General features: G+C 66.7%; 22 protein-coding genes. 10 read left to right on the forward strand and 12 right to left on the reverse strand.

All coding sequences use genetic code 11. From position 1 onward, the window contains the following. Positions 1–21: 21 nt before the first annotated feature. From EWH10_RS11145 to EWH10_RS11155, 3 genes are read right to left on the reverse strand one after another with little or no spacing between them, the layout of a single operon-like run. A complete protein-coding gene (locus EWH10_RS11145) occupies positions 22–1,461 on the reverse strand; it encodes an efflux transporter outer membrane subunit (protein ID WP_130029986.1) in 1,440 nt (479 codons plus the stop codon). 10 nt (positions 1,462–1,471) lie between these two features. Further along, the gene (locus EWH10_RS11150; protein WP_065847089.1) at positions 1,472–3,028 is read right to left on the reverse strand and encodes a DHA2 family efflux MFS transporter permease subunit; all 1,557 of its coding nucleotides are present in this window, start codon (positions 3,026–3,028) and stop codon (positions 1,472–1,474) included. Further along, positions 3,025–4,191, reverse strand: a complete 1,167-nt coding sequence (locus EWH10_RS11155; RefSeq protein ID WP_170825638.1) for an HlyD family secretion protein — start codon at positions 4,189–4,191, stop codon at positions 3,025–3,027. The genes EWH10_RS11150 and EWH10_RS11155 overlap by 4 nt, the downstream gene beginning before the upstream one ends. An 80-nt stretch (positions 4,192–4,271) precedes the next feature. Between EWH10_RS11155 and EWH10_RS11160 the strand changes: the two genes are divergently transcribed. Then, positions 4,272–4,703, forward strand: a complete 432-nt coding sequence (locus tag EWH10_RS11160) for a MarR family winged helix-turn-helix transcriptional regulator (RefSeq protein ID WP_025549807.1) — start codon at positions 4,272–4,274, stop codon at positions 4,701–4,703. A gap of 249 nt (positions 4,704–4,952) precedes the next feature. On the opposite strand, the gene ilvD is transcribed toward EWH10_RS11160, so the two are convergent. Beyond that, positions 4,953–6,806: a dihydroxy-acid dehydratase gene (ilvD, locus tag EWH10_RS11170; protein ID WP_044660624.1), complete on the reverse strand. Its 1,854-nt coding sequence runs from the start codon at positions 6,804–6,806 to the stop codon at positions 4,953–4,955. Positions 6,807–6,906: 100 nt separating this feature from the next. Between ilvD and EWH10_RS11175 the strand changes: the two genes are divergently transcribed. Further along, the gene (locus tag EWH10_RS11175; RefSeq protein ID WP_025549806.1) at positions 6,907–7,812 is read left to right on the forward strand and encodes a LysR family transcriptional regulator; all 906 of its coding nucleotides are present in this window, start codon (positions 6,907–6,909) and stop codon (positions 7,810–7,812) included. A 5-nt stretch (positions 7,813–7,817) separates the two neighbouring features. On the opposite strand, the gene EWH10_RS11180 is transcribed toward EWH10_RS11175, so the two are convergent. Then, complete coding sequence (locus EWH10_RS11180; RefSeq protein WP_025549805.1) at positions 7,818–8,615, reverse strand: DUF2189 domain-containing protein; 798 nt, start codon at positions 8,613–8,615, stop codon at positions 7,818–7,820. Positions 8,616–8,949: 334 nt separating this feature from the next. On the opposite strand from EWH10_RS11180, the gene EWH10_RS11185 reads away from it, so the two are divergent. Further along, positions 8,950–11,865, forward strand: a complete 2,916-nt coding sequence (locus EWH10_RS11185) for a TonB-dependent receptor domain-containing protein (RefSeq protein ID WP_158230100.1) — start codon at positions 8,950–8,952, stop codon at positions 11,863–11,865. A 21-nt stretch (positions 11,866–11,886) separates the two neighbouring features. Continuing rightward, entirely contained in the window at positions 11,887–12,921 is a 1,035-nt protein-coding gene (locus EWH10_RS11190) for an ABC transporter substrate-binding protein (RefSeq protein ID WP_025551192.1), read from the forward strand. Between the two features lie 23 nt (positions 12,922–12,944). On the opposite strand, the gene EWH10_RS11195 is transcribed toward EWH10_RS11190, so the two are convergent. From EWH10_RS11195 to EWH10_RS11215, 5 genes are all read right to left on the reverse strand, one after another. Then, complete coding sequence (locus EWH10_RS11195; RefSeq protein ID WP_025551190.1) at positions 12,945–13,736, reverse strand: N-acyl homoserine lactonase family protein; 792 nt, start codon at positions 13,734–13,736, stop codon at positions 12,945–12,947. Positions 13,737–13,767: 31 nt separating this feature from the next. Beyond that, positions 13,768–14,649, reverse strand: coding sequence for an NAD(P)-dependent oxidoreductase (locus EWH10_RS11200; RefSeq protein WP_025551188.1), 882 nt, complete (start codon positions 14,647–14,649; stop codon positions 13,768–13,770). A gap of 34 nt (positions 14,650–14,683) precedes the next feature. Continuing rightward, positions 14,684–15,481, reverse strand: a complete 798-nt coding sequence (locus EWH10_RS11205) for an SDR family NAD(P)-dependent oxidoreductase (protein ID WP_025551186.1) — start codon at positions 15,479–15,481, stop codon at positions 14,684–14,686. Beyond that, entirely contained in the window at positions 15,474–16,862 is a 1,389-nt protein-coding gene (locus EWH10_RS11210) for an MmgE/PrpD family protein (RefSeq protein WP_262857459.1), read from the reverse strand. Before EWH10_RS11210 ends, EWH10_RS11205 begins: the two co-directional genes overlap by 8 nt. Positions 16,863–17,042: 180 nt before the next feature. Then, positions 17,043–17,588: a carboxymuconolactone decarboxylase family protein gene (locus EWH10_RS11215; RefSeq protein WP_025551184.1), complete on the reverse strand. Its 546-nt coding sequence runs from the start codon at positions 17,586–17,588 to the stop codon at positions 17,043–17,045. Between the two features lie 296 nt (positions 17,589–17,884). Here EWH10_RS11215 and EWH10_RS11220 point away from each other — a divergent pair, with 296 nt between their 5' ends. From EWH10_RS11220 to EWH10_RS11240, 5 genes are all read left to right on the forward strand, one after another. Then, on the forward strand, positions 17,885–18,682 hold the full coding sequence (locus tag EWH10_RS11220; RefSeq protein ID WP_052628092.1) for an SDR family NAD(P)-dependent oxidoreductase: 798 nt from the start codon (positions 17,885–17,887) through the stop codon (positions 18,680–18,682). A gap of 90 nt (positions 18,683–18,772) precedes the next feature. Then, positions 18,773–20,146 carry an MFS transporter gene (locus tag EWH10_RS11225; protein WP_065847095.1) on the forward strand — a complete coding sequence of 458 codons (1,374 nt, stop codon included), beginning with the start codon at positions 18,773–18,775 and terminating at the stop codon, positions 20,144–20,146. Then, entirely contained in the window at positions 20,146–21,099 is a 954-nt protein-coding gene (locus EWH10_RS11230) for an alpha/beta hydrolase (RefSeq protein ID WP_037483768.1), read from the forward strand. Before EWH10_RS11225 ends, EWH10_RS11230 begins: the two co-directional genes overlap by 1 nt. Before the next feature lie 20 nt (positions 21,100–21,119). Further along, positions 21,120–22,034, forward strand: coding sequence for an amidohydrolase family protein (locus EWH10_RS11235; protein ID WP_025551178.1), 915 nt, complete (start codon positions 21,120–21,122; stop codon positions 22,032–22,034). Next, entirely contained in the window at positions 22,024–22,836 is an 813-nt protein-coding gene (locus tag EWH10_RS11240; RefSeq protein ID WP_065847098.1) for an amidohydrolase family protein, read from the forward strand. The genes EWH10_RS11235 and EWH10_RS11240 overlap by 11 nt, the downstream gene beginning before the upstream one ends. Here the strand turns inward: EWH10_RS11240 and EWH10_RS11245 are convergent. Next, positions 22,824–23,279, reverse strand: coding sequence for a PaaI family thioesterase (locus tag EWH10_RS11245; RefSeq protein WP_025551176.1), 456 nt, complete (start codon positions 23,277–23,279; stop codon positions 22,824–22,826). The two genes, EWH10_RS11240 and EWH10_RS11245, sit on opposite strands and share 13 nt — an antisense overlap. An 83-nt stretch (positions 23,280–23,362) precedes the next feature. Here EWH10_RS11245 and kce point away from each other — a divergent pair, with 83 nt between their 5' ends. After that, positions 23,363–24,289 (forward strand): 3,5-dioxohexanoate:acetyl-CoA acetone transferase, encoded by a 927-nt coding sequence (gene kce / locus EWH10_RS11250; protein ID WP_061938208.1) that lies wholly within the window; start codon positions 23,363–23,365, stop codon positions 24,287–24,289. A 107-nt stretch (positions 24,290–24,396) separates the two neighbouring features. Here kce and EWH10_RS11255 read toward each other — a convergent pair whose 3' ends face one another. After that, positions 24,397–25,773, reverse strand: a complete 1,377-nt coding sequence (locus EWH10_RS11255) for an MFS transporter (RefSeq protein WP_065847100.1) — start codon at positions 25,771–25,773, stop codon at positions 24,397–24,399. Positions 25,774–25,934: the final 161 nt, after the last annotated feature.

Here is a 25,934-nt window from a genome sequence, read left to right on the forward strand (position 1 = left end):
CTTGCGGAAAGGTTAAATTTCCTATTGCCAGCCGAGGCCGAGCGCCTTTTGCAGGGCGATATAGTCCGCCGTCATCGCCGCCGTCCCCTGGGTCAGCGCCTGAGCCGCCGACAGGCTCTGCCGCTCCGCGTCGAGAAGCTGGATGCGGGTGGCCGTTCCCGCCTCGAAACGCTGGCGCATCAGCGCGGCGGCGCGCTCAGCCGAGGCCTTCGACCGGGCGGCGCTGGCGACGCTCAGCCGCCGCGCGCCAAAGCGGGAAAGCGCGTCCTCGCCGTCGCGCAGGGCATTGAGCACCGCCTGCCGATATTGCGCGGCCGCCTCGTCCCGGACGCCTTCGGCCTGTCCGACCCGGGCGGCGTTGCGGCCGAAATCGAGGAAGCTCCAGCTCAGGCGCGGCATGGCGATCGCCGCCAGCGTGTCGAGGTCGACCAGATCGCCCGGATCGGTGCCGCCGATGCCGATCAGGCCCATGAAGCTGAGGCTGGGAAAACGCGCGGCCTCCGCCACGCCGATCCTGGCGGTGGCGGCGGCGAACTGGCGCTCCGCCGCCCTGATGTCGGGACGGCGCCTGAGCAGCGCGGCGGGATCGCCGACCGCGACCTGCGCGGGAGGCAGCGGCACGGGCGCGGGCGCGGCCAGCATGGCGTCGAGCGCGCCGGGCGCTTCCCCGGCCAGGGTGGCCAGCGCGTTCAGATAGGCGTCGCGCTCCGCACTCAGCGGGAGCAGCGCGGCGTCGCTCTGCTCCAGCTGGTTGCGCTGCTGTTCCACCTCCAGCGCGGAGGCGGTTCCCCCGGCGTGGCGCTGTTCCGTCAGGCGCAGCATCTCGCGCTGCCGGGCCGTGGCCTGCTGCGCCAGCGCGATACGCTGCTGCCGGTCGCGCAGATTGACATAGGCCTGGGCGATTTCGGCGGTCAGGCTGACCTGCGCGTCCGCGACATTGGCCTGCGCCGCCTCGACCTGGGCCCGTGCCGCCTCCACTCCCCGCCGCCGGCCACCCCACAGATCGACCTCCCAACTCGCGTCGAAGCCCAGATTGTAGAAATTGAGCGACTGGCTGTCGCCGCCATCGGAACTGTCTTCCTCCGAATTGCCGAGGTCGACGCCGGGCACGGTGGCATGGACGTAAAGGGCGGAGGCGTTGACATTGGGAAGGGCATTGGCGCGCTCCGTCCGCAGCGAGGCGCGGGCCTGCCGCACCCTTGCCTCCGCCACGGCCACGCCGGGATTGGCGGCCAGCGCCCGGCTTTCCAGCGCGTCCAGCACCGGGTCGCCCAGCGCCGTCCACCAGGCCGCGGCGGCAGGCGCCTGCGGGCCGGCGTCGGCGGGCGCCCTGACGAACTGCGCCGCCGGGCTGACCGGCCTGGCCGCTTCCGGCCCTTGATAATCCGGCCCGGCGGTGCAGGCGGCGAGCGCCAGCAGCGGGAGGATGGCCGGAGGAAGGACGGTCTGGGGGAAGCGCATGGAACCAGCCTCAATGCATCGCGACCGCTTGCCCCTTGGGCAAGGGACGCAGGAACAGCACCAGCGGCAATACGGCGATGATGCCGACCGCCAGCATCGTGAAGATGTCGTTATAGGTCATCACCAGCGCTTCCCGCTGGATCGTGCCTGCCAGCGATCGAAGCGCGGCGTCCTGCCCGCCCAGCGAATGGGCGAGGCCGCCGATATAATCCTGCACCTGCCCGCTATTGGCGCTCAGGCTTTCCTCCATGCGGCGGCTGTGCAGCCAGCTTCGCTGGTCCTGGATGGTGGCGATGCCCGCCAGCGCCAGCGATCCGCCCAGATTGCGGACGGCGTTGAACAGCCCGGCGGCATCGCCCGCATCCTCGCGCGGGACCGATGCGATGGCCGCCTGGTTGAGGAACAGGAAACCGAATACGCTGCCCACGCCGCGCAGCAATTGCGACTCGACGAAATCATGGCCTACCGCCTGATTGGTCAACACCGTGTCGACCCAGCAGCTCGTCGCCATGATGAGCAGCCCGGCGCCCACCGCGATGCGGATGTCGAGGTGCCGGATCAGCAGGGGGGTGAGCGGCATCAGCATCAGGCTCGGAATGCCGGACAGCAGGACGATGCGGCCCGATTGCAGCGCGTCATAGCCGGCGATCGCCGCCAGGAACTGCGGAATGACGAAGGCGGTGCCGTAAAGCATCATGCCGATCACCAGCCCCATCAGCGCAACGGCCCCGAATTGCCTGTCGAGCAGCAGCTTCAGCCGGATGACGGGCCTTTTCGCGAAATATTGCCCGGCGAACAGCAGGATGAAGCCGATGCCGGAGACGACCGACATCAGGACGATCTCGCTGCTCTGGAACCATTGTTCCCGCTGCCCCTCCTCCAGCACGATGGTAAGGCCGCCCAGGCCCAGCGCCATGCCCGCGATGCCCAGCCAGTCGGCCTGCCGGAATTCGCTGAGGCGCGGCTTTTGATGCGGCATCGTCACCAGCAGCAGGGTGATCAGCACGATGCCCACGGGCAGGTTCAGGAAGAAGGCATAGTGCCAGCTTATATTCTCCGTCAGCCATCCGCCGACCAGCGGGCCGAGCACCGGCCCAAGAATGGCGGTGACGCCGAACAGCGCATTGCCGATCGGCTGCTGCGAACGGGGAAGGCGCGTGGCGATGATGGTCATCGCCGTGGGGATCAGCGCGCCGCCGGTAAAGCCCTGGCCGACGCGGCCGATGACCATGGTGGTAAGGTCGCCGGCCACGCCGCACAGCATCGAAAAGCCGGTGAACAGAAAGGCGGCGGCGAGCAGCAGGGTGCGCAGCCCCAGCAGCCGTTCCAGCCAGGCTGCCAGCGGAATGACGATGATCTCCGCGACCAGATAGGATGTCGCGATCCAGGTGCCCTCCGTGCCGCTGGCGCCGATCTCGCCCTGTATCGTGGGCAGCGCGGAATTGACGATGGAAATGTCCAGCGTCGCCATCATCGCGCCCAGGCTTCCGGCGATGACGGCCAGCCACGCGGCGGTGTCGGCGCGTTCGGGAAGGGGCGGCGCGGCCGAAGCGGCGGTGGCGTTCATCGGTCGATCCGGGCGTTATGCCGCTCCTGCTCCCGGCGGATCTGCGCGGCGGCGTTCCGGGCCGAACGGGTGTCGACGGACACTTCGACGGACATGCCGGGGACCAGCAGCTTCCGGGTTTCGGGGCCGGCGCTGACGGCGATGCGCACCGGGATGCGCTGGACGATCTTGGTGAAATTGCCGGTGGCGTTCTGCGGCGGCAGGACCGAAAACTGGGCGCCGGTGCCGGGCGCGATGCTGGCGACCCGTCCAGGCAGCTCGATCCCGGGCAGCGCATCCACCGCGATCGTCACCGACTGGCCGACGCGCATCAGGCCCAGTTGCGTTTCCTTGAAATTCGCCTCGACATAGAGGCTGGCCTTTGGAACCAGCGTCATCAGCCGGCTGGCGGCCTGAACGAACTGGCCCTGCCTGACGCTCCTGTCACCGATCCGCCCGTCGACGGCCGCCCGCAATATCGTCGCCTCCACATTGGTGCTGGCGGCCGAAAGCTGCGCGCGCGCGGCCTCGCCCTGCGCTTCCGCCTGCCGCACCTGCGTCTGCAGGGTGGCGATCCGCTTCTGCGCGCTGGTCAGCGTCGCCCTGGCCGCCGCGGCCCTCGCCCGCGCCTGGGTCGCCTGGTTCTGAAGCTCCGACAGGCGCTCGCGGGTCTCCGCACCGCTGGCCGCCAGCGGGCGATAGCGCTCCACCTCGCGCGCGGCGAAGGCGGCATTGGCGTTGGCGGCGCTCAGATCGGCCTCGGCCTGCGCGACGGCGGCGCGTTGCTCCGCAATCTGGGCGACGACCCCGGCCGCATTGGCCTTGGCCACGTCGATCTGCGCCACGGACTGGGCCGCCTGCGCCCGGTAATCGCGCGGATCGATCTGAACCAGCGGCTGGCCGGCCTTCACATCCTGGTTCTCATCGACGAAGACGCGGTCGACATAGCCGGACACCTTGGGCGCGACGGTGATCGAATCGGCCTGGATATAGGCGTCGTTGGTCGATTCCTGATATTTGCCGAAGGTTTCGAAGCGGATGAACCACAGCACGCCGCCGCCGATCAGCGCCAGCGCCACGAGCAGCAGGATCAGGCGTGCGCGTGGGCTTCTGAGCGCGGAGGGGCGGCTCTGGCCCGAGTCGTCGCCATGGGGGGGAGAAGAAGCCACTGTCTCAGAACTCATCGATGGAACCCGCAGATCGCAATACCGTCCCCTATGCTCGCGCTTGCACCATAGCGCAATACCATTTATTGAGGTTCCTCATGAATGGCGCCGACGAACAGCTACTGACCGACCTGTTTCGGGTCATCACATTGATCCGCAGATCGTTCGACCGCGCGATGACGGAACAGGGCGCATCGCTCGCCCAGACCAAGATATTGATGTGCATAAAGGCGCAGCTGGGAACGGCGCGCGCCGCCGACATTGCCGAGATCATGAATCTCGCGCCGCGCACGGTGACGGAGGCGCTGGACGGGCTGGAGCGCGAGGGCCTGATCCAGCGGGTGCCGGACAGGGACGATCGGCGGGTGAAGCGGCTGGCCATCACTCCGGCCGGAGAGGCGGCGGTCGCCGTGACGGAGCCTCTCCGCCTGCAACTGGGGGGAAAGCTTTTGAAGGCGCTGAACCCTTCGGAACGGCGGCATTTCCATGCTGCGCTGCAAAAATTATTGCAGGGACTGGACGACGCCTGACCTTTTGATTCGCGCGATATTCTCTGTTATCATCGCCCCGCTCGACCGGCATAAGCCCGGCGGCAAGGGAGAGTGCGATGGAGCGTATGCATTACAGCATGTGCCAATGCAGCGTCGGGTTGCTGAGCCTGTGCAGCGCGTCGGCCCTGGCGTTGACCGGCACGCTTTATATCCTCCTCCACTGACGGCCAGCGGGCAATCGTCCGGAACGACGCGCCGCGGGGTCGAATGCGGCGCGCGCCCTGAATATCAATCCTTTTCCACCTGGCCCACGTCCCGCACCGCGCCGCGCGCCGCATTGGTGGTGAGCGCCGCATAGGCCCGCAGGGCGGGCGACACATGGCGCTTGCGGCCGAACGGCTTCCACGCCTTCGCGCCGCGCGCCTCCATTTCCGCCTTGCGGGCGGCGATGACGGCGTCGTCCAGGTCCAGCCTGATCACGCGATTGGGAATGTCGATGAGGATGGGGTCGCCGGTCGCGATCAGCGCGATCAGCCCGCCTTCGGCCGCTTCGGGCGACACATGGCCGATGGAAAGGCCCGAAGTGCCGCCGGAAAAGCGCCCGTCGGTGATCAGGGCGCAGGCCTTGCCCAGCCCCTTCGACTTCAGATAGCTGGTCGGGTAGAGCATTTCCTGCATGCCCGGCCCGCCCTTGGGCCCTTCATAGCGGATGACGACGACATCGCCCGCCTTCACTTCATTGCCCAGGATGCCGGCGACCGCAGCGTCCTGGCTTTCATAGACCCGTGCCGTGCCGTGGAAGGTCAGGATGGATTCGTCCACCCCGGCCGTCTTCACGATGCAGCCTTCGGGGGCGATATTGCCGAACAGCACGGCCAGCCCGCCATCCTTGGAAAAGGGATGCGCCGCGCTGCGGATGACGCCGGTCTCGCGGTCGGTGTCCAGTTCCTCCCAACGGGCGTTCTGGCTGAACGCCTGGGTGGTGCGGACGCCGCCGGGCGCGGCGCGGAAGAAGTTGCGGACCTCCTCGCTATTGGTGCGGCCGATGTCCCAGCGGTTGAGCGCGTCGCCCAGCGTCGGCGCATGGACGGTCGGCAGGCTGGCGTCGACCAGCCCGGCGCGCTCCAGTTCGCCCAGGATCGCCATGATGCCGCCCGCGCGATGGACATCCTCCATATGCACGTCATTCTTGGCTGGCGCGACCTTGCAGAGGCAGGGAACGCGCCGTGACAGCCGGTCGATGTCGGCCATGGTGAAATCCACCCCGCCCTCATAGGCGGCGGCGAGCAGGTGAAGCACCGTGTTGGTCGACCCGCCCATGGCGATGTCCAGGCTCATCGCGTTCTCGAACGCGGCGAAGGTGGCGATGTTGCGGGGCAGGGCCGATGCGTCGTCCTGTTCGTACCAGCGCTTGGCGAGGTCGACGATGGTGCGGCCCGCCTCCAGGAACAGCTTTTCGCGGTCGGCATGGGTGGCCAGCGTCGACCCGTTGCCCGGCAGCGACAGCCCCAGCGCTTCGGTCAGGCAGTTCATCGAATTGGCGGTGAACATGCCGGAGCAGGAACCGCAGGTCGGGCAGGCGGACCGCTCGATGACCTTCACTTCCTCGTCGGTATAGCTGTCGTCCGCCGCGACGACCATGGCGTCGACCAGGTCCAGCGCGACGGTCTTGCCGCGCAGCTCGGTCTTGCCGGCCTCCATCGGACCGCCCGAAACGAAGATGGTCGGGATGTTGAGGCGCATCGCGGCCATCAGCATGCCCGGCGTGATCTTGTCGCAGTTGGAAATGCACACCAGCGCGTCGGCGGTATGGGCGTTCACCATATATTCGACGCTGTCCGCGATCAGGTCGCGGCTGGGCAGCGAATAGAGCATGCCGTCATGGCCCATGGCGATGCCATCATCGACCGCGATGGTGTTGAATTCCTTGGCGACGCCGCCCGCCGCCTCGATCTCCCTCGCGACAAGCTGGCCCAGATCTTTGAGGTGCACATGCCCCGGCACGAACTGGGTGAAGCTGTTGGCGATAGCGATGATGGGCTTGCCGAAATCCTCGTCCCTCATGCCGGTGGCGCGCCAAAGGCCGCGGGCGCCCGCCATGTTGCGGCCATGGGTGCTGGTGCGTGAACGATAATGCGGCATGGGTCTGTCCTCGGTTCCTGTCCGGCCGCCTTACGCCTTCGCGGACAGGTTGTGAAATATATTGCAGCCGCGCTATAAGGTCGCAGGATGACTGACTGACATGGACCTTCGCCAGCTCAACCATTTCCTCGCCGTGGCGGAGGAACTGCATTTCGGCCGCGCCGCCGAACGGCTGGGCATGACCCAGCCGCCGCTCAGCCAGTCGATCATGGCGCTGGAGCGGGAACTGGGCGCGCCTCTCTTCACCCGGACCAAGCGGCAGGTGGCGCTCACCCCCTTTGGACGGCAATGGCTGGAGCATGTCCGGCCCGCCGTGGGGGCCGTGGCCGACCTCGCTGCCGTGGCGCGGCGCCTGCAGGCCGGGACGGTCGGGCGGATTGTCCTCTCCTTCGTCAGTTCGGCGGACTACAGCATCCTGCCCACGTTGGTGCGGCGCTATGCCCATGCTTTCCCCAGGGTGGACATGACGCTGGTGGAAGCGACCAGCGACGTGCAGGTGGAGGCGCTGGTGGAAGGGCGGACCGACGCCGGGCTGCTGATCCCGCCCGCATCCGGCCTGCCCGCGGCCATCGATTATCGCCCGTTGCTGCGCGAGCCGCTGGTGGCCGCCGTGCCGGAGAATTGGGTGAAGGACGGCCGCCTGCTGGTGGAGGACGGCAGGCTGGCCGGGGAGGGCTGGCTCGACCAGCCGCTGCTGCTCTTCCCGCGTCACGTCGCGCCCACCTTCCACGATCTTGTCATCGACCATTATCGGGCCCAGGGGCGGGAGCCGCACGTGCGCCAGCGGGCGATCCAGATGCAGACGATCATCAGCCTCGTCTCCGCCGACATGGGATTGGCGTTGGTCCCCGCCTCGCTACGCAACCTCGCGCGCACGGGCGTGCGCTATCTGCCGCTGGCCGGCCTTGCCCCCATGCTGGAAACCGGCCTGGCGTGGCGCCGGTCGGACGAGGCGCCGACGCTGCGCGCCCTGCTGGGCATCGCCCTCGACATGGCCGGGGGCTGATCGCCTTATCGGACGACCGCGCGCGTATAGAGGTGCCAGGTGGCATAGCCCAGCACGGGCAGCACCACCGCCAGCCCCACCAGCGCGGGCAGGGCGCCCAGCACCAGCAGCGCGACCACGATCAGGCCCCAGGCCGCGACCGTCACCGGATTATGCCATGCCACGCGGCAGGATGTGCGCACCGCGACGCCCCAACTGACCGGCTTGTCCACCGCCATGGGGAAGGAGACGACGCTGACCGCCAGCGTCAGCAGCGCGAAGCCGAAGCCGACCAGATTGCCGAGCACGATCATCTGCCAGCCCTGCGACGTGCCGAATATGGCCGACAGGAAAGCGCCCACGGAGGATGTCGAGCCGGGCACATTTTCCAGCGTCGCATGATAGATGAACCAGGCCGTCGCCATCCACGCCATGAACAGCAGCGCCAGCACGCAGGTCAGGTCGAACAGGGCGGACCCGCCCGGCTTGCGGATCACGTCCAGGAAATGGCGCCAGCGCGCGTCCAGCCCGGCCTCCCGCCGCCGCGCCAGTTCGTAGAAACCGCTGGCGAAGGCCGGCCCCAGCAGGATCGCGCCCGCCACCAGCGGAAAGATCAGCGGCAGGATCGACATCCGGCTGGCCGACATGATCGCGAGCGCGACGATGATCGGATAGATGAAGCCGATGAACACCAGATCGCCCCTTTTGGCGAGGAAATCGTCCCACCCCTGACGCAGGGCGACGCGCAGGTCGTCGAACGTGATGGTGCGGATGGAAATATCTTGCCCGGCGGACGCCGCCTGGGACGGGTGAGCCATTGCCATGGTTCGCTCTCCTGACCGAAAGCCATGAAGCTCCTGTTCTTATATGTCCTCTGTCGGGACATGCGCGCTTTTCCGGGGCGAGCATCTCTCGGCATGAGGGAGCGCCTCATGGCCAATGGCGGCATCCTACACCCGGAACAGGGCGCCCGCCAGCCCTTTGATGCCCCCCGCGGCTTCGCCTGTCGCGCCACTGCTGGATGATGCGCCTCCGGCATGTTTCTCAGTTATTGTGAATGTTATTTCGTTCAGCGATTTTTCGACGGTCCGCTTCTACGATCCGCTTCTGCGAACAGAACGACAGACCTGCGTCACGCGGGCAATCGGGAGGGATGACATGCGCGTTGCGTCGACCAGACTTGCCCTGCTTTCAGGTATCGCCTTCGCCGCCATGGCTCCGCCGGGTCCATCCTTCGCGCAGCAGCAAGGTGCGGCGGCCCCGGCGGATGGCGCTTCGGAACCGCCGGACGCCGCCCCGGCCGGCTCCCCGATCCCGGCCCCATCCTCGCCTCCCGCGCCGTCCGATCCACCGGTGGAGGCCGACATCGTCGTTTCCGGTTCGCGCATCGTGCGGGACGGCTTCAACGCCCCCACGCCCATTTCCGTGATCGGTGCGGAGCAGGTGCAGAACCGCGCCGCGATCAGCATCGGCTCGGTGCTGCAGGAGGCGCCCGCCTTCCGCCCCAGCCAGAACCCGTCGGCGGCGCGCACCTTCACCAATAGCGGCTATTATGCCGACCTGCGCGGGCTGGACGCCAACCGCACCCTCGTCCTGGTCGACGGCCATCGCTTCGTGCCGACGTCCAATGTCGGCACCGTCGACCTCAGCCTCATCCCCACCTTCCTGGTCGAACGCGCCGAGGTGGTGACCGGCGGCGCGTCCGCCGCATGGGGCTCCGACGCCGTGGCCGGCGTCGTCAACATCATCCTCGACCACAAGCTGACCGGGCTTCGCGGCGAAGCGCAGGCCGGCATCTCGGAGGAAGGCGACGGCTATAACATGAAGGTCGCTCTCGGCGGCGGGACAAGCTTTGCCGACGGCGCGGGCCATATCATCCTGGGCGCGGAATATTCCTATGACGAGGGGGTGGGCGACAATTACACGCGCGACTGGGGGCGGGAGGAATGGTGGTTCGTCACCAATCCCAATTTCGCCACCAACGGCCAGCCCGCGCGCATCTGGACGAAGAACGTCCACTACGCCTCCCAGACGCCCGGCGGCCTGATCGCCACCGGACCGTTGCGCGGCACCGCCTTCGCGCCGGACGGCACCCCCTTCCAGTTCAACTTCGGGGAAGTATGGGGCGACGACCAGATCGGCGGCGACGGGTACGGCATCGGTTCCTGGACCGGCGTCAACATCAGGCAGCCGCATGAGCGCGTCGTCGCCATGGGCCGGGTCAGCTTCGAAAGCGGCGACACCAGCTTCTTCGCGGAGGGCAACTACGCCCATGTCGACTGGACCGTGCCCAGCATCGGCACGCGCAATTTCGGCACTCAGTCGCCCAGCACCAGCGCCTTTTCCCCCATCGTCGTCAGCGCCGACAATCCCTTCATCCCGGCGGCGACGCGGGCGGCGATCGACAATTACAATGCGACGCGGCCGGCCGGCGCGCCGGCGCTCACCAGCTTCCAGCTCGGCCGGTTCGGGACCGAGAATTTCCAGCAGATCGTCAGCAAGGCGAATGAGACCGCCCGCGGCCTGATCGGCGCCGAAGGCTCCTTCGGCGGCATCAAATGGGACGTCTATGCGCAATATGGCCAGAACCGGTTCATCCGCGGCGTCATCGGCCAGCGGATCGAGGCGAACTGGCGCCGCGCCATCGATGTGGTGAACGTGACGCAGAACGGCGTTTCCATCCCCGTCTGCCGCGACCTGCTCAGCCCCAACGCCGCCATCCGCAACGCGGCGGCGGGCTGCGTGCCCTATAATATCTTCGGCACCGGCACGGCCAGCGACGCGGCCAAGGCTTATGTGACCGGCCTCTCGCTCCAGCATCAGAAGACGACCCAGACGGTCGTCGCCGGCAATCTCCAGGCGGAACCCTTCTCGACCTGGGCGGGCCCCGTGTCCATCGCGACCGGCATCGAATATCGCCGGGAGACATTGCTCTCCATCCCCAGCCCGCTGGAGGCGGCCCGCGCCTTTTCCAGCGCCAACTCCGCCTTCGTGGACGGATCGTTCGACGTGAAGGAAGGCTATGTGGAGCTGCTCGTTCCGCTGGCGGCGGACAGGCCATTCTTCCGCCATCTGGATGTCAACGCCGCCGCCCGCTACGCCGATTATAGCGGCGCGGGCAGCGTGTGGACCTGGAAGGCGGGCGTGAACTGGTCGATCACCGATGAATTCCGCGTCCGCGCCACCCGCTCGCGCGATGTCCGCGCCCCCAATCTCACCGAAATGTTCACGCCGGAAAGGAATCAGAACGCGCGCATCATCGACCCGGTCACCAATACGGCCTATACGGTGCGCACCTTCTCCGTCGGCAACAGGAACCTGGAACCCGAAGTCGCCAATTCGCTGACGGCGGGGTTCGTCTATCAGCCGCAATGGGCATCGGGCCTGCAATTGTCGGTCGACTATTATGACATCGACATAGACGGCGTCATCAACACCTCCGTCGCGCAGGTCGTCCTCGACTCCTGCGTCGCGGGCGACGCCAGCCGCTGCGCCTTCATCACCCGCCCCGTCGCCAACGGTCCGATCACGGAGATGGTGACGCCCTATCTGAACCTCAACCGGTTCCAGACCAGCGGCGTCGACATCGAACTGTCCTATCGCATGCCCCTCGGCGCGGGCAATCTCAGCACGCGGCTGCTCGCCACCTATGTCTGGGACTACAGGCTGACGGACACGACCGGGGCCATCGATCGTTCCGGACAGAATGGAACGCCCGTCAATGGCGGCACGGTCGGCATGGTGGACCTGACGATGAACGCGACCATCGCCTATGACACCGACGATTTCGGCGTGAACCTCCAGGCGCGCTACATCAACGACGGCAAGATCGACACCGCCGCCGTGCCGGGGACGGCGACCAGCCTCAACATCAACAGGATTCCCAGCCGCATCTACTTCAATCTGGGCGGAAAGCTTGTCCTGACCCGCAGCGAGGACAACGACAGGAAGGTGGAACTGTTCGGGACGATCGACAATCTGCTCGACACCGATCCGCCATTCCCTTCCTTCGACGGGACCTATTATGACCTGGTGGGTCGTGCCTATCGGCTCGGCGTGCGCTTCCGCTATTGACGCCCTTGGGGGAGAATGACGATGCGCGGTAACAAGGCGGCTCTGGCCGCAGCCATGGCGGCCCTGGCGTTTTGCGGATGCGCCGCCGCACCGTCGGCGGCGGTCAATGCCCCAACGGCTCCGGCCGAACCGCTTTCCGTCTTCGGCCATCGATCCGTGCTGGAGTTCGGGCCGGCTCTGCTGGCGGCGAAGAATGCGCCGCCCGGAACCGTCGTCACCGCCAGCGGCGGGGTTCCCAACCTCTGGGCGGCGCCCGACCCCGCGCTCGCCGCTTCGGTCGGCGGGCATGCGGAGGGCGCGCCGCCGCCGCCCAATCCCGGCATGGCCGATCTCGCCGGCAATGCCGAAACGCAGACGCTGCGCATGTCGCTGAAGCATCCCGACGTCCGCATCGTCGTCACCACGACGGAAGGCCTGTACCGCATCGTCGCCCGGCGCTCCTCCGGCATCGCCTCCGTCGCGGACCTGAAGGGAAAGCGGATCGCGGTGTTCGTCAACACCTCCGCCGCCTTCTACCTCCACAGGCTGCTGAAGGGCGCGGGGCTGGGCGAGGCGGACGTCACCATCGTTCCCCTGACCGCCAGGGCCGGTGCGGACGCGGTGATCAAGGGCGCTGTCGACGCGCTGTCGACCTGGGAACCCGAAGCGGAACGCGCGGCTCTCGCGCTGGGGGACAATGGCCTCAGCATCCAGCCCAAGGGCGCCTATCGCGAAATATACAGCCTGAACGCCAGGGCCGGGACGCTCCGCGATCCGGCGAAGCGGAAACAGGTCGTCGCCTTCCTGCGCGAACTGCTGGCCGGCTGCCGCAAGGCGGAGGAAGATCCCGGCGAAATGCAGGCCATGCTGGCGGAACGGACCGGCCAGAATCTCGAACTCATTCGCCAGTCATGGCATCATCACCGCTTTCCCTGCGCGCTTCCCGACGACCTGCTGGACGTGATGGTGGAGGAGGAGCAGTGGCTCGCGAAGATCGATGGCCGCCCGCCGCGCGACCGCGCAACGCTTTCCCGGCTGATCGACCCCAGCCTGTTGCGGGAGGCGCGGGCGCGCTGAGCGGCAGCGCCCGCGTTCCGCCCTCAGGACGCCGGTTCGGCGTCCAGCCGGACCACCCCCGCCACGCCGTCGCGCGCCAGGGGATAGCGGCTCAGCACCAGCGGATCATGGCCGGGAATGATGTGGTTTTCCGAACTCGCCAGTTCCCGCATCCTGTCGAAGCCGAACAGCATGTCGGTCATGCTGTCGAAGGAGGGGAAGGGCCGCGCCTGCTCGAAATTGGCGTAGAGATGCGCGGCGTCGGAACCGAGCACCACCCAGCCGCGCCGGGTCTTCACCCGCACCACCTGCAATCCGCGCGTATGCCCGCCGACCCGGTGCAGGGTCAGGCCCGGCGCCAGTTCGCTGTCGCCATCGTGGAATTGCAGGCGGCCGTCGAACAGCCGCCCGATCATCGCCTGCACGTCGCCGGGCTCATAGGCGTGGCGCAACGGCTCGTGGCACATGCAGCGGCCGGTGCAATAGGCCATTTCCGCATCCTGCACATGGTACCGCGCCTGCGGGAACATCGCATGATTGCCCGCATGATCGAAATGCATGTGGGAAATGATGACGTCGCTGACCGCGGCGGCGTCGATGCCGATGGTCTTCAGCCCTTCGTTGACGGGCCGCACCAACTGCCGGTTGCGCTTGATCCCCATGGCCGCGTCGAAACCGGTGTCGAGTATATAGGTGCCGTGGTCGCCCACCATCGCCCAGACGAAATAGTCGAGCGGCATCGGCCGGTCGTGCGGATCGCCGCCGACGAAATTGGCCGATGCGGTGCGATCGTGATGGCCGTACTGGACGGCATAGACCTGATAGCAATCCTCCAACGACTTCCCTCCCAAATCTCGCGTCAGGCGTTCAGCCGATCTCGACGCCGGCCCATTGCTCCACGACCCGCGCCATCATCGTGAAGTCGGCATCCGCGCCGAACTGCGCCGCCGTGATGTCCAGCATCGTCTTGGCCAGATTGCCCAGCATCATGGGTACGCCCAATGCCTGCGCTTCGTCCAGGCAAAGGCGGACGTCCTTCAGCGACAGGCCGGTCGCGAAGCCGAAGTCGAATGTGCGCGGGACGACGGCGCGGGGAAACTTGTCCCGGGTGGCGCTGTTCTGCCCGCTCGACATGTTGAGCACGTCCAGCATCACATGCGGGTCCAGCCCCGCCTTGACCCCCATCGCCATCCCCTCCGACGTCGCGGCCAGCGCCACCACCGACATGATGTTGTTGATGAGCTTCATCGTCTGCGCCTGACCGGGCTGCATGCCGACCGGGATCACCTTGCCGAAATGGGAAAGCAGGGGCGCGACCTCCTCCTGCACGGCTGCCGGCGCGGCCAGCATCAGCGTCAGCTTGCCCGCCAGCGCCCCGGCGCGCCCGCCGCTGACCGGCGCGTCGGCGAACGACCTGCCATGCTGCGCCAGCAGGCCCGCCGCCTCGGCAGAGGCGCGCGAACCGATGGTCGACAGGTCGACCACGATCCCGACCCTCGTCCCCGCCAGCTCGGCCGCCACTTGCCGGACGATCTGGGGGGAAGGAAGGCTGGTGAACACCATGTCGGCCCGGTTGCCGACCTCCTCCACGCTGTCGCCGGCCAGGCCGCCCGCCGCCGCGAAAGCCGCCCGCGCCGAAGGATTGACGTCATAGGCGATCACCGCATGGCCGTTTTCCAGCAGCCGGGGCGCCATGGCGCTTCCCATGCTGCCAAGGCCGATAAATCCCACATTCCGGCTCTGCGTCATCGACTGCTCCTCAAACATCGCCCTGCCGCTGGCATCAGCGGGCCATCCATCCGCCCTCGATCGGCAATATGGCCCCATTCATATCCGTTCCGGCGGGGCCGCACAGCAGCAGCAGCACCTCCGCGACGCTGTCGACATCGACGAACCGGCCGCTGGGCTGCTTCCCGTCCAGGAAGCGCGTCTCCGCCTCCGGCCGCGTCAGCCCTTCCTCGATCATCATCCGCTCCAGCCGGTCGGACCAGAGGGGCGTCAGCACCGACCCGGGCATCAATGCATGGCAGGTGATCGGACTGCCCGCCGTCTCCAGCGCGGTGGCGCGCGTCAGTCCCTGGATCGCGGTCTTGGTCGTCACATAGTCCACCCGGTTGACGGTGCCCCGATAGCCATAGACCGACGTCATGTTGAACACCCGTCCATATTGCGCCTCCCTCATCTTCGGCAGGACCATCTGCGTCGCAAGGAAGGCGGCGGTCACGTTGACGGCCAGCGCCTCGGTCCATTTGTCGATGGGGAAATCCTCGATCCGCGCGAAATGCCGGACGACGGCGTTGTTGATCAGGATATGGACCGGACCCAGCGTCCGCTCGGTATGGTCGACAAGGTCCCGCACGGCCGACGCCTGGCGCAGGTCGGCGCGGCAATAGACGGCGCGCACGCCATAATCCCGCTCGATCGCCTCGCCCAGGCAGGCGGCTTCCTCCGGATCTTCCAGCCCGTGCAGCATGACGTTCGCGCCGGCCGACGCCAGCTTGCGCGCCATGGCCTGGCCCAGCCCCCCGACCGATCCCGTGACCAGCGCATTGCGGCCGGCGAGTCTTCCTGCGTCATTCATGGTCCGTCACCGTCAGTTCGGTAAAGCGCGACACGTCTTCGCACCGGTCCAGCGCCAGTGCGGCGTCGACAAGGCGCCGGGCCTGCGCTGCGGTCAGCGTTCCCGCCACATTCTCGTTGAACTTCGCCACGATCTCATCGGTGGTCATCGGATTTTCCGACGATCCGCGATTATGTTCCTCGATCTCCTCAAGGACGGTGCCGTCGGTCAGTTCCACGGAAATCACCCCCTTGAACTGCTCCGGGCCGGGGAGGGACCCGTCGACCCGATATTCGACCCGCCGCGCCAGGGAGAGAATGGCCTCGTCGCGTAGATATTCCGGCTGATAGGCGTCCTTCCCCAGCCTGCCCCGCACCAGCGCCTCCGCCAGCGTATATTGCAGGCTGACCCGCCCGTGCGAATCGGTCAGCGGATGCAGCTTCTCGCCCTGCGGCTCGCACACGATGCCGACGATATAGGGCGCGACATCGCACCTTATGGCGCGGATGCGCTCTGCCGACAGGCCGTGACGCTCGCGCAGCCGCAGCAGCGCGCTGACATAGGGATGGATGACATGGGCGGCGGGAAAGGGCTTGAAGGAGGCGTTCCGGCTTTCCCATTCCTCGCCCAGCGCATCGGTCAGCCGGCGCCAGTCGGGTGTCACGGCCTCGTCCTGAAGATGCGACGCATAGAGGCCGAAGCGCCCCTCCAGCACCTCGGCGGGACCGGTGACGCCGGCCTCAGCCAGTGTCGCCGCGGCGATCCCGCTCTGCGCGGCCCAGCCGGGGTGCAGGAATTTGGACTGGGTGCCGTCCACCCAGCATTGGATCAGCCCCGCGGCGAAGCTGCCGGTGATCCCGGCGGCGCGGATCATCGCATCCTCCTCCAGCGCCAGCATCTTTCCCGCAAGCCAGCTCACGCCGAACGGCGCGAACAGGCCGGAGGGGTGGAATCCCCGTTTGTGGAACTGACCCGGCGCCAGGCTGCCGACGCGGCAACTGATCTCGTTGCCGATGGCTATGGCCAGGATCGCGTCGCGCCCGCCGCAGCGCAGGCGGTCGCCCAGCGCCAGCGCCGCCGCGACGGCCGGGCTGCTCATGTGCACGATCGATTCATTATGGGTGTCGTCATATTCCAGCGCCTGCGACAGCGCGCCGTTGGCGAAGGCCGCGCCCGACACGCTCGACCGCGCCGCCCCGCCCCAGATGCGGGCCTCCGTTCCGGGATGCAGGCCGGCGGTGGCGCTGCGCACCGACATGCCGAACGGGCGCTGGCTGCCCGCGATGGAAAGCCCCACCACGTCGATGACGCGCAGCATGGTCGCGGTCACAACATCGTCGGGCAGATCATCGAACCGCATTTGCCTAACCCAGGCCGACAGTTTTTGCGAAGCGGCTATCACCCCTCGGACCCCTCCAGATCGTTATTGAAGATACCGGTATCACGATTGGGATACGCCGCGAACCCGCATGGCACAAGTCCCAATTTTCCTGGGCGGCAGGTTCGGCCCGGTTTTCGGTCGGGCGGGGCCAGGCGCGCAACGGCCCTCCGCGCTACGCCTGTCCCGCGCTCCAGGGCATTCTCAGCGTCGCAGATTCCAGTTGGTCACGGCTTCATCGTCGATCTCCGCACCGCTGACGGCCGCCACTCTCGCGAGCATCATATAGGTGCAGGTGATGAAGAGGATCTCGAACAGGGTGGGCAGGCCGAAATATTCCTGCATGGCCGCCAGACTCCTGTCCGAAGGGGAAACGTCCGACACCAGCTCGCTGACGAAATCGCACAGGCATTGCTCCTCCGCCGCGAAGACGCTGAAGTCGCCGCTTTCCAGCCCCTGCCTCTCCCGCTCCGTCAGGCCCAGCGCGGCGGCAATGCTTTCATGATGATAGATCTCATAGTCGGAACGCGACAGATAGGCGACGCGCAGGATGATCAGCTCGCGCTGGCGTGGCGTGATGCTGATGTCGAAGATGGCGGCGCGGCCCAGTGCGCGCTGCGGCGCCCAGAAGGGGTCGGGAGCATGCATGGCCATGCGCGATATGTTCAGCACGCGACCGAACGCCCCGGACAGCACTTCGCGCTTCGTTTCCGACAGGCCGGCGGGGTCTGGATAAGGAATGCGTGTCACGAAATCTCCTGTTTCCGGGTCCTGCCGGCGCTTGCGGACAGGGCAGCCAAGAACGGCACGGCATTTAGCGGATTTCGCGCAATTCCAGCACATCGGGAAAGCATTGGCTATCCAATAACATTATGCTGAAGCGACGGCATATGGCATTCTTCGCGAACTTTGGCCCTAGCTAAACCGAACCATCCTATGGTACCGGTATCTCATAAAGATTCAATGAGGATGGTGAAAAGGATCGGGAGCGGCCGCCTTCCCAATGGCTGCGCAACGCCTTTCCAGCGCCGCTTCAAGCGCCAATCATGATCGAGAAGGGTGTTTCCATGTCCGACAATCTCTTTACGCTGCTGGGGCGCAAGGCATTGGTCGTGGGATGCGACAGCGGCATAGGATTGGCCTGCGCCCGCGCCATCGCGGCAGCCGGCGCCAGCCTGGTCATGTCCGGGCTGGAAAAGGAGAGGGGGGAGGCATTGGCCCGTGAAATCGCGTCGGACAGCGGGCAATCCGTTCATTATCGCGCCGTGGACGTCCGCGATGAGGCAAGCGTCGAAGCCCTGGTGGCAGCCGCGACCGGGATCATGGATGGCCTGGACATCGCGATGAACAACGCCGGCATCCCCGGCCCGGCGGCGGCCATTCAGGATCTGGCGGCGCGCGATTTCGACAATCTGTTCGCGATCAACGTGCGCGGCGCCTGGCTGAGCATGAAATATGAGATTCCGGCTATGCTGGCGGCGGGGCAGGGGGGCTCCATCATCAACCTCGCCTCGACCGCCGCGCTCTCCGGCCTCGCCTATGTCGGCGCCTATTCCGCCAGCAAACATGCCGTCGCAGGGCTGACCAAGTCCGCCGCCATAGAGCTTGCCCCCCACAATATCCGGGTGAACGCGATCGCGCCCGGGCCGGTCCAGACCGACCTGCTGCACAATATGCGCGCCGGCCGCAGCCAGGTGAGCGACGTGCGGCCCGCATCCGTGCCGATGGGCCGCGTCGCGCAGCCGGAGGAGATGGCCGGCACGGTGGTCTGGCTGGCTTCGCAGGCGGCATCCTTCGTCACCGGATCGATCATATCCGTCGACGGAGGCGTGATCGCCGCCTGAACGACCATGAATTTACGATAGCAAAGACCATAAGCGCCCCGGAAAGGGCGAATAAGCGGAGGTGACGGAGATGGCGCCGGAGGCAATCAGATGAGCGGTGGAGCCCCGATCGATGCGGTGCGCACGGGTTCCGGCCCGGAAGCGGCGGTGGGCGCAGCGCTCGACAGCATCACCACCGCCCGGCTGCGGATCGTCCCGCCGCTGCTGCTGGGTTTCGTCATGCTGTTCGATTCCTGGGACAGCATCGCCATCGCCTATGTCATGCCCTCGCTCACCCGCGAATGGGGCCTGACGCCGGTCGCCGCGGGCAGCCTGATCTCGGCCGGCTATGCCGGGCAGTTCGTCGGGGCGATCCTGCTGGGGTCGCTGGCCGAACGCTTCGGCCGTATGCCGGTATTCCTGGTCTCCGTCGTCTGGATGGGATTGCTGGCGATCTTCTGTGCGCTGACGCCGGGCTATGGCGCGCTGTTCGCCCTGCGCATCGTCCAGGGCGTGGCGATCGGCGGCGCGCTGCCGGTGTCGATCACCTATATCAACGAAATCGCGCCCTCCGCCACGCGCGGCCGCTATTTCGGCATATTCCAGTTCATCACCATGGCGGGCTATGCCGCCGCATCTTTTTCCAGCACGGTCGTCATCCCTCATCTCGGATGGCGCTGGCTGTTCGCCTTCGGGGCGATTCCCCTGCTGATCCTGCCGGTGGTGATGCTGCTGCTGCCGGAATCGCCGCGCTGGCTGGTGCGCAGCGGCCGGGCGGACGACGCGGCGAAGGCGCTGCGCAAGTTCGGCTATGCCGCCGCCGATCCACAGGCGCTCCGTTCGTCCGAACCGTCCGCCGGGCCAGCGCCCCGCCTGCCCGCGACCATATTGTTCGCGCCCGAATTCCGCCGCCGCACGACCGTCGTCATGCTGCTCTGGTTCTTCACCTCCTTCGCCAGTTTCGGGCTGACGACCTGGCTGCCGTCCATCTATGTGTCGGTCTTCCATATCCCGGTGGCGACGGCGTTGCGCTATTCCGCGACGGCCAGCCTGCTGTTCCTGGTCCTCGCGCCGACCATCGCGCTGGTGATCGACAGCGTGGGCCGCCGTCCGCTGGCGATCGGCGGATCGCTGATCGCGACCGTCGCGCTGCTGACGCTGGGCTTCACCCTGCCGAAGGACGTGGCGATCCTGGTGCCGCTGGTGATCGCGGGTCAGCTCTCGATCTTCACCGGCTCCATCGTCCTCTGGCCCTATACGGCGGAAACCTATCCCACCCATGTCCGCGCCGTCGCGCTGGGGCTCAGCAGTTCGCTGGCGCGCGGCGCATCCACCCTGACGCCGGTCGTGGTGGGCGCGATCCTGGCCAGCGGCGCGTCGGTCGCCATCGTCTTCGGCATATTCGGCCTCTGCGCCGCCGGGGCGCTGATCCTGTGGGTCACGGCCACGCGGGAAACCGCCCGGATGCGGCTGGACGCGATCTGATGGCGGCCACCCTGCAAGCCGGGCTGGACCCCGACGCCCGCGCTGTGCTCGACCTCATGGAGGCGAGCGGCCGGCCGCCGCTCCATCTTCTGAGCGTTGAAGAGGCGCGGGCGGCGATCCGCATGTCGCTGGAAACGCTGGGAAAGCCGCCGCCGCCCGTCCGGGAGGCGGATCTTTGGGCGGACGGGCCGCGCGGCCCCGTTCCCCTCAGGCTCTACCGGCCCATGCAAGTGCCGGACGATGCGCCTCTGCCCGCCATGCTCTATTTTCACGGCGGCGGCTGGATGACCGGCGACCTCGCCTATGGCGCATGGTTCTGCGCCTCGCTGGCGGAGCGGGCCGGGATCGCCATGCTGTCGGTGGACTACCGGCTGGCTCCGGAACATCCCTTTCCCGCGGGGCTGGAGGATTGCATGGCCGCGCTCCGCCATGCCCGTCGCGATGCTGCGGCGCTGGGCATCGACGCAGGACGGATCGCCGTCGGGGGCGACTCGGCGGGCGGCAATCTCGCGGCCGCCTGCGCGCTATGGGCACGCGATGAAGGCCTGCCGCTCAGCGCGCAGATATTGATCTACCCCGTCACCGATCTGGTGGAGGAGCATGAGTCCTACCGCCGCAATGCCGATGGTTTCGGCCTGACCGCGGACATGATGCGGTGGTTCCGCACGGCCTATCGCAACGGAGCGGACCCCGCCGATTGGCGCATGTCGCCGCTGCGCGCGCCCCGGCTGGAGGGTGTCGCGCCGGCATGGGTGCTGACCTGCGGTTTCGATCCCCTGTGCGGCGAGGGCGACGCCTATGCGGATCGGCTGGCGGCGGCCGGCGTGCCGGTGAAGCATATCCGCCATGCCGACCAGATCCACGGCTTTTTGATGTGGCCGAAAATGATGCGCGCATCCGACCGGGCCTTGTCCGGCATGGCGCGGGAATTGCGCGCCAGGCTGTTCGCCTGAGCCAGCAGGAGAGCTTGAATATGGCAGAAGACCCGATTTTCGACACCCATGCGCATCTGATCGCGGATGACGATGTCGCCTATCCGCCGTCGCCCATGCGCGGCACGACCCATGTCACGCAGATGAACTACACGGCCACCGCCGAATGGCTGATCGACCGGATGGACCGCAATGGCGTCGGCAAGGCATGCATTGTCCAGCGCGGCCATGTCTATGGTTATGACAACAGCTATATCATCGATTCGGGCAGGAAATATTCCGACCGTTTCGTGCCGGTGGTGATATTGGACGCGCAGGACCCCGAAACGCCCGCCAAATACCGGGACATGGTGTTGAACCACGGCGTGCGCGGCCTGCGCTTCGCCCAGACGCATTTCGAATTCTTCGATACCGCCTGGATGAATTCGCCCAATGCCATGGAATGCTGGCGGACGGCGGCCGAACTGGGAACGCCGGTGGCGATCATCTTCTTCCGCAGGCATTTGTCCTGGGGGTTGCCGGCCCTGAAGTTCATCGCGGAATATCTGCCGTCGCTGAAGATCATCGTCGATCATATCGGCACGCCGCACACCCTCTCCAACCCGGAAAAGGCGCGCTATGTCGCGGCGGGTCTGGACAGCAGCATGCCGCCGCCGCCGGATTTCGGCATTGCCGATACCATCTCGATCTTCGAAGGGCTGCCCAATATCAGCTTCAAGTTCACGGAGATCAACATGGAGCGGCTGGCCGACCAGAAGGCGGAACCGGCCGCGTTCATCCGGCGGCTGGCGGATGTCTTCGGCGCGGACCGGCTGATGTGGGGCTCCGATCTGGGCCAGAGCGAATGGCCCTATGAGGAAAAGGCGGCGGCGGCGCGAAGGGCGGCGGCCCAACTCGGCCCCGACGAACGCCGCGCCTTCCTCTATGAAACGGCGGAGAGGCTTTATGAGCGCTGAGGTCCAGATGAGCGCCGAGGTCCGGGTCGACACGCACGCCCATATCTGGGGGCCCGCCATGCCCTTCTGGAGCAGGGCGTGGAAAAGGCCCGACTATGCCTATACGGTGGAAACCTATCTCGACACGCTGGACGCCAGCGGCGTCGATTTCGCGGTAATCGCGGCGGCCAGCCTGTTCGGAACCTATAATGACTATGTCATCCGCGCCCTGCGGCAGCACAGGCGCCTGCGCGGAACCGTGATCGTCGATCCGGAAATCGGGATGTACGATCTGGAGGGCATGCGCCGCGACGGGGTGGTGGGGGTGCGGTTGCAGCTTTTCCACACCGACCTGCCGGATTTCGCTGCCGACGGCTATAATCGCCTGTTCCACCGGCTGCGCGACATGGACATGCATGTCCATGTGAATGTCGAGGCGCACCGTCTGCCATCGGTGCTGGACGGCCTCAGGCCCAGCGGGGTCAAGGTGGTGATCGACCATTTCGGCTGGCCGGATGCGGGAAAGGGGCTGGACTGCCCCGGCTTCCAGGCGGCGGTCCGGGCCTGTCAGGACGGCATGGCCTGGGTGAAGCTGTCCGGCGGCTTCCGCCGGCCCGATCAGGACATAGCCCGTATGTTCGCGCAGGCCTATGTCGAGCGGGTCGGGACGGAACGGCTGTTCTGGGGCAGCGACGCGCCGTTCGTGGGGGCGGAAGGGACGGTGACGCATCGGCAGACGCTGGACCAGCTTGGCTATTGGCTGCCCGACGCGGCGGTGCGCGCCGCGATCCATCGCAGCGCCCATGATTTCTACTTCGCCTGACCGGAGCGGGTGGAGGGAAGCTTGAAGACGCCGCTGCCGCGTGCGACAGCACCATCGGGCCCCAGCAGCACGCCGTCGCAGAAGGCGAGGGACCGGGTCGCGCGCAGCAGGCGGACGCGGGATTCCAGCCAGTCCCCCGGTTGCGCCCCCCGCATGAAGTCGACGGACAGCGATATGGTCGGCGCGTGGGACACGGCACAGCCCGCCTGCGCGTTTTGGCCCAGGCAGACGTCGAGAATGGATGACAGCCAACCGCCATGGGCGAACCCGGAATAGCTGCAATTATGCGGCGCGACCCGGAAACCCAGCCGGACGGCTTCCTCCGCCGCGGGTTCGAAGGGGTCCGCGATATAGAAGGGACCGTTCAGATGCTGGAAGGGATCGACGTCGGCGCCTTCCTTGACGCGCCAGCCGGGCGGGGCGGATTGTTCGATAGGGCTCATGGGGGTCTCCATTGTCGCTTGCCGCAAGCGTGAGATACCGGTACCAATTTCTCTAGGGACAGGATGATGGAAAGGCAAATGATATGAAGAAGGGAAAGGTCATCATAAGCTGCGCGCTGACAGGGAGCATGCATACGCCGACCATGTCGCCGTTCCTGCCGGTCGCGCCGGAAAAGATCGCCGAGGAGGGCATCGCGGCCCACCGGGCGGGCGCGGCGATATTGCACCTGCACGCCCGCGATCCGGAAAATGGCCGTCCGACGCCGTCTGCCGAGGTCTTCATGCAGTTCCTGCCGCAACTTCACGCGGAAACCGACGCTGTGATCAACATCAGCACCGGCGGCGGACCCGGCATGACGTTAGAGGAAAGGCTGCGCGCGGCGGTTCAGGTCAGTCCCGAACTCTGTTCGCTCAACATGGGCTGCATGAACATCAACCTGTCGGAACTGGCGAGCCGCCACGACTTCAAATATGACTGGGAAAAGCCCTTTCTGGAGGCGACGGAAGATCTGGTCGCCAAGAACACCTTCCGCGACATACGCCACATCATCGAGACATTGGGTCCGGGCGGCACCCGGTTCGAGATGGAATGCTACGAGATCGGCCATCTCCACAATATCGCCTTCTTCGCGGACAAGGGACTGCTGAAGCCGCCTTTCCTGATCCAGTCGGTGCTGGGCGTGACCGGCGGCATGAGCGCCGACGCCGACAGCGTCTATTTCATGCGCCAGACCGCCGACCGGCTGTTCGGCGGCGATTATATCTGGTCGCTGTTCGGCGCTGGACGGCACCAGATGGGCGTGTGCACCATGGGCGCGCTGATGGGATCGAGCGTTCGCGTGGGACTGGAGGACAGCCTGTTCATCTCCCGGGGGCAACTGGCGAACAGCAATGCCGACCAGGTGCTCAAGATCCGCCGGATATTGGACGAGCTGGGCCTGGAAGTCGCAACCGCGGAGGAGGCGCGCCAGATGCTGGGGCTGAAGGGCCGGGCCAATATCAACCTCTGATCCGCCATTCGCCCTGATCTGGGTAATGGTCCAAGAACCGTCATGCTGAACCTGTTTCAGCATGACGCAGGATTCGATCGGGAAAGATGATTATGCGGGCCCTGAGCCTAAATCGTCTCCAGCTTCCGCCGCGCCGTTTCCGTGGTGGCGAAGATCCAGAGCAGCGCCGCCCCGAAGGCAAAGGCCGCAAATGCGCTGTAGACCAGTGAAATGGCGGCCCCGGTGCTCAATATCACGCCGACGAACAGCGGCGTCAGCATGGACGCGGCGCGCGCCATCGAACTGGAAACGCCCATGCCCACCGCGCGCAGATGCGTGGGGAAGCTCTCTGCCGTATAGGGCCACTGGATGAAGGAACTGAGCGCGCTGCCCAGCGTGCCGACCACCACCAGCGCCACCAGCGGTCCGGTCTCGAAGCGGAAGAGGGCAAGCGACAGCAAGGCCAGCCCCGCCGCCAGGCAGCCGCCGATCGCATAGGGCCGCCGCCCCACCCGATCCATGGTCGCACCGATGAACGGCGTCGCGAGCAGGAACAATATGGGCGTCGCCGCCGCATAGCGCAGGGCGTCCGCCAGCGCTATGCCGTAAACCGTCACGAAGATCGACGGCGCCCAGGTGGTCAGCCCGAAATTGGTGAAGGCGACCGTGAACCAGATGCTCATCAGGATGATCGTCGATGCGCGCTGTTGCGGCGCGAACAGAGCGGAAATCGGTATCCTCGCCGGCTCCCGAAGGCGCGGCGCGGCCTGCCGCAGGTCGCCGTCCGACAGGTCGATCCTGCCCCCCAGCTTCGCCAGCGCGCCCGGAACCTGCCCGGCGCGGCCGGTGCGGGCCAGCCAGCGCGGCGATTCCGGCAGGGTCAGCATCACCACCGGCAGCAGCAGCAGCGGAATGCCGCCCAGCCCGATCAGCCAGCGCCATCCCAGTTCCGGTATGATGACCGTGCTGGACAGGGATGCCGCCGCATAGCCGCTCATGCACAGCCACTGGAAGATCATGAAGTAGCGGCCGCGGGTCATCGTCGGCGCGAGTTCGTTGATATAGGTGATCGATACCGGCAATGCCCCGCCGATCGCCAGTCCCTGGACGAAGCGGATCGCCAGCAGCGCCTCCGGCCCCGGCGCCACCGTGCAGGCGATCGCCAGCGTCGCCATCGCCAGGACCGATCCGACGAACACCGGCATGCGCCCGAACCGTTCGGCAAGCGATCCCAGGGCTATGGCGCCCAGGAACTGGCCGATATATCCCGAGGAGATGAGCGCCCCCATCATCGCGGGATGCAGCCCCCATTCGCGCGACAGCGACGGCATGACATAGGCGATGGCGATGCTGTCCCAGGAATCGAACAGCATGATGAAGCCCATCAGCAAGGGCGCCAATATGCCGACGCGAAAGGTGCGGAGATTGTCGAGCGCCTCCCCCACGCGCAGTTCCAGCGGACTGGCGGCCGTCCTGTCGGCATGAGCAGCGGTCAGGCTGTCCATCTTGCGATCCTCTCCCTTTACGATCGGAAACGAAGCGGTTTCCCGCCCTTGCTTGTTGAAGCGTCTTAGCCTTCCGGAAAGCCGGGCGCAATGATACCGGTCTCAACATTCCAAGCATGCAGGCGCGCGGCTTTGTCGCGATGGTCGCGGAAGCGCGGCGG

Origin of the sequence: Sphingobium fuliginis, from assembly GCF_004152845.1 — a bacterium.
Lineage (GTDB): Bacteria > Pseudomonadota > Alphaproteobacteria > Sphingomonadales > Sphingomonadaceae > Sphingobium > Sphingobium fuliginis.

Bases quoted from the DNA above. Each gene is read 5' to 3' on its own strand.
- EWH10_RS11185 (WP_158230100.1), top strand. From the start codon at position 8,950: ATGCGCGTTGCGTCGACCAGACTTGCCCTGCTTTCAGGTATCGCCTTC.
- EWH10_RS11190 (WP_025551192.1), top strand. From the start codon at position 11,887: ATGCGCGGTAACAAGGCGGCTCTGGCCGCAGCCATGGCGGCCCTGGCG.
- EWH10_RS11230 (WP_037483768.1), top strand. From the start codon at position 20,146: ATGGCGGCCACCCTGCAAGCCGGGCTGGACCCCGACGCCCGCGCTGTG.
- EWH10_RS11150 (WP_065847089.1), bottom strand. From the start codon at position 3,028: ATGAACGCCACCGCCGCTTCGGCCGCGCCGCCCCTTCCCGAACGCGCC.
- kce (WP_061938208.1), top strand. From the start codon at position 23,363: ATGAAGAAGGGAAAGGTCATCATAAGCTGCGCGCTGACAGGGAGCATG.
- EWH10_RS11220 (WP_052628092.1), top strand. From the start codon at position 17,885: ATGATCGAGAAGGGTGTTTCCATGTCCGACAATCTCTTTACGCTGCTG.
- EWH10_RS11155 (WP_170825638.1), bottom strand. From the start codon at position 4,191: ATGAGTTCTGAGACAGTGGCTTCTTCTCCCCCCCATGGCGACGACTCG.
- EWH10_RS11145 (WP_130029986.1), bottom strand. From the start codon at position 1,461: ATGCGCTTCCCCCAGACCGTCCTTCCTCCGGCCATCCTCCCGCTGCTG.
- ilvD (WP_044660624.1), bottom strand. From the start codon at position 6,806: ATGCCGCATTATCGTTCACGCACCAGCACCCATGGCCGCAACATGGCG.
- EWH10_RS11160 (WP_025549807.1), top strand. From the start codon at position 4,272: ATGAATGGCGCCGACGAACAGCTACTGACCGACCTGTTTCGGGTCATC.
- EWH10_RS11235 (WP_025551178.1), top strand. From the start codon at position 21,120: ATGGCAGAAGACCCGATTTTCGACACCCATGCGCATCTGATCGCGGAT.
- EWH10_RS11225 (WP_065847095.1), top strand. From the start codon at position 18,773: ATGAGCGGTGGAGCCCCGATCGATGCGGTGCGCACGGGTTCCGGCCCG.
- EWH10_RS11175 (WP_025549806.1), top strand. From the start codon at position 6,907: ATGGACCTTCGCCAGCTCAACCATTTCCTCGCCGTGGCGGAGGAACTG.
- EWH10_RS11200 (WP_025551188.1), bottom strand. From the start codon at position 14,649: ATGACGCAGAGCCGGAATGTGGGATTTATCGGCCTTGGCAGCATGGGA.
- EWH10_RS11255 (WP_065847100.1), bottom strand. From the start codon at position 25,773: ATGGACAGCCTGACCGCTGCTCATGCCGACAGGACGGCCGCCAGTCCG.
- EWH10_RS11245 (WP_025551176.1), bottom strand. From the start codon at position 23,279: ATGAGCCCTATCGAACAATCCGCCCCGCCCGGCTGGCGCGTCAAGGAA.
- EWH10_RS11205 (WP_025551186.1), bottom strand. From the start codon at position 15,481: ATGAATGACGCAGGAAGACTCGCCGGCCGCAATGCGCTGGTCACGGGA.
- EWH10_RS11240 (WP_065847098.1), top strand. From the start codon at position 22,024: ATGAGCGCTGAGGTCCAGATGAGCGCCGAGGTCCGGGTCGACACGCAC.
- EWH10_RS11180 (WP_025549805.1), bottom strand. From the start codon at position 8,615: ATGGCAATGGCTCACCCGTCCCAGGCGGCGTCCGCCGGGCAAGATATT.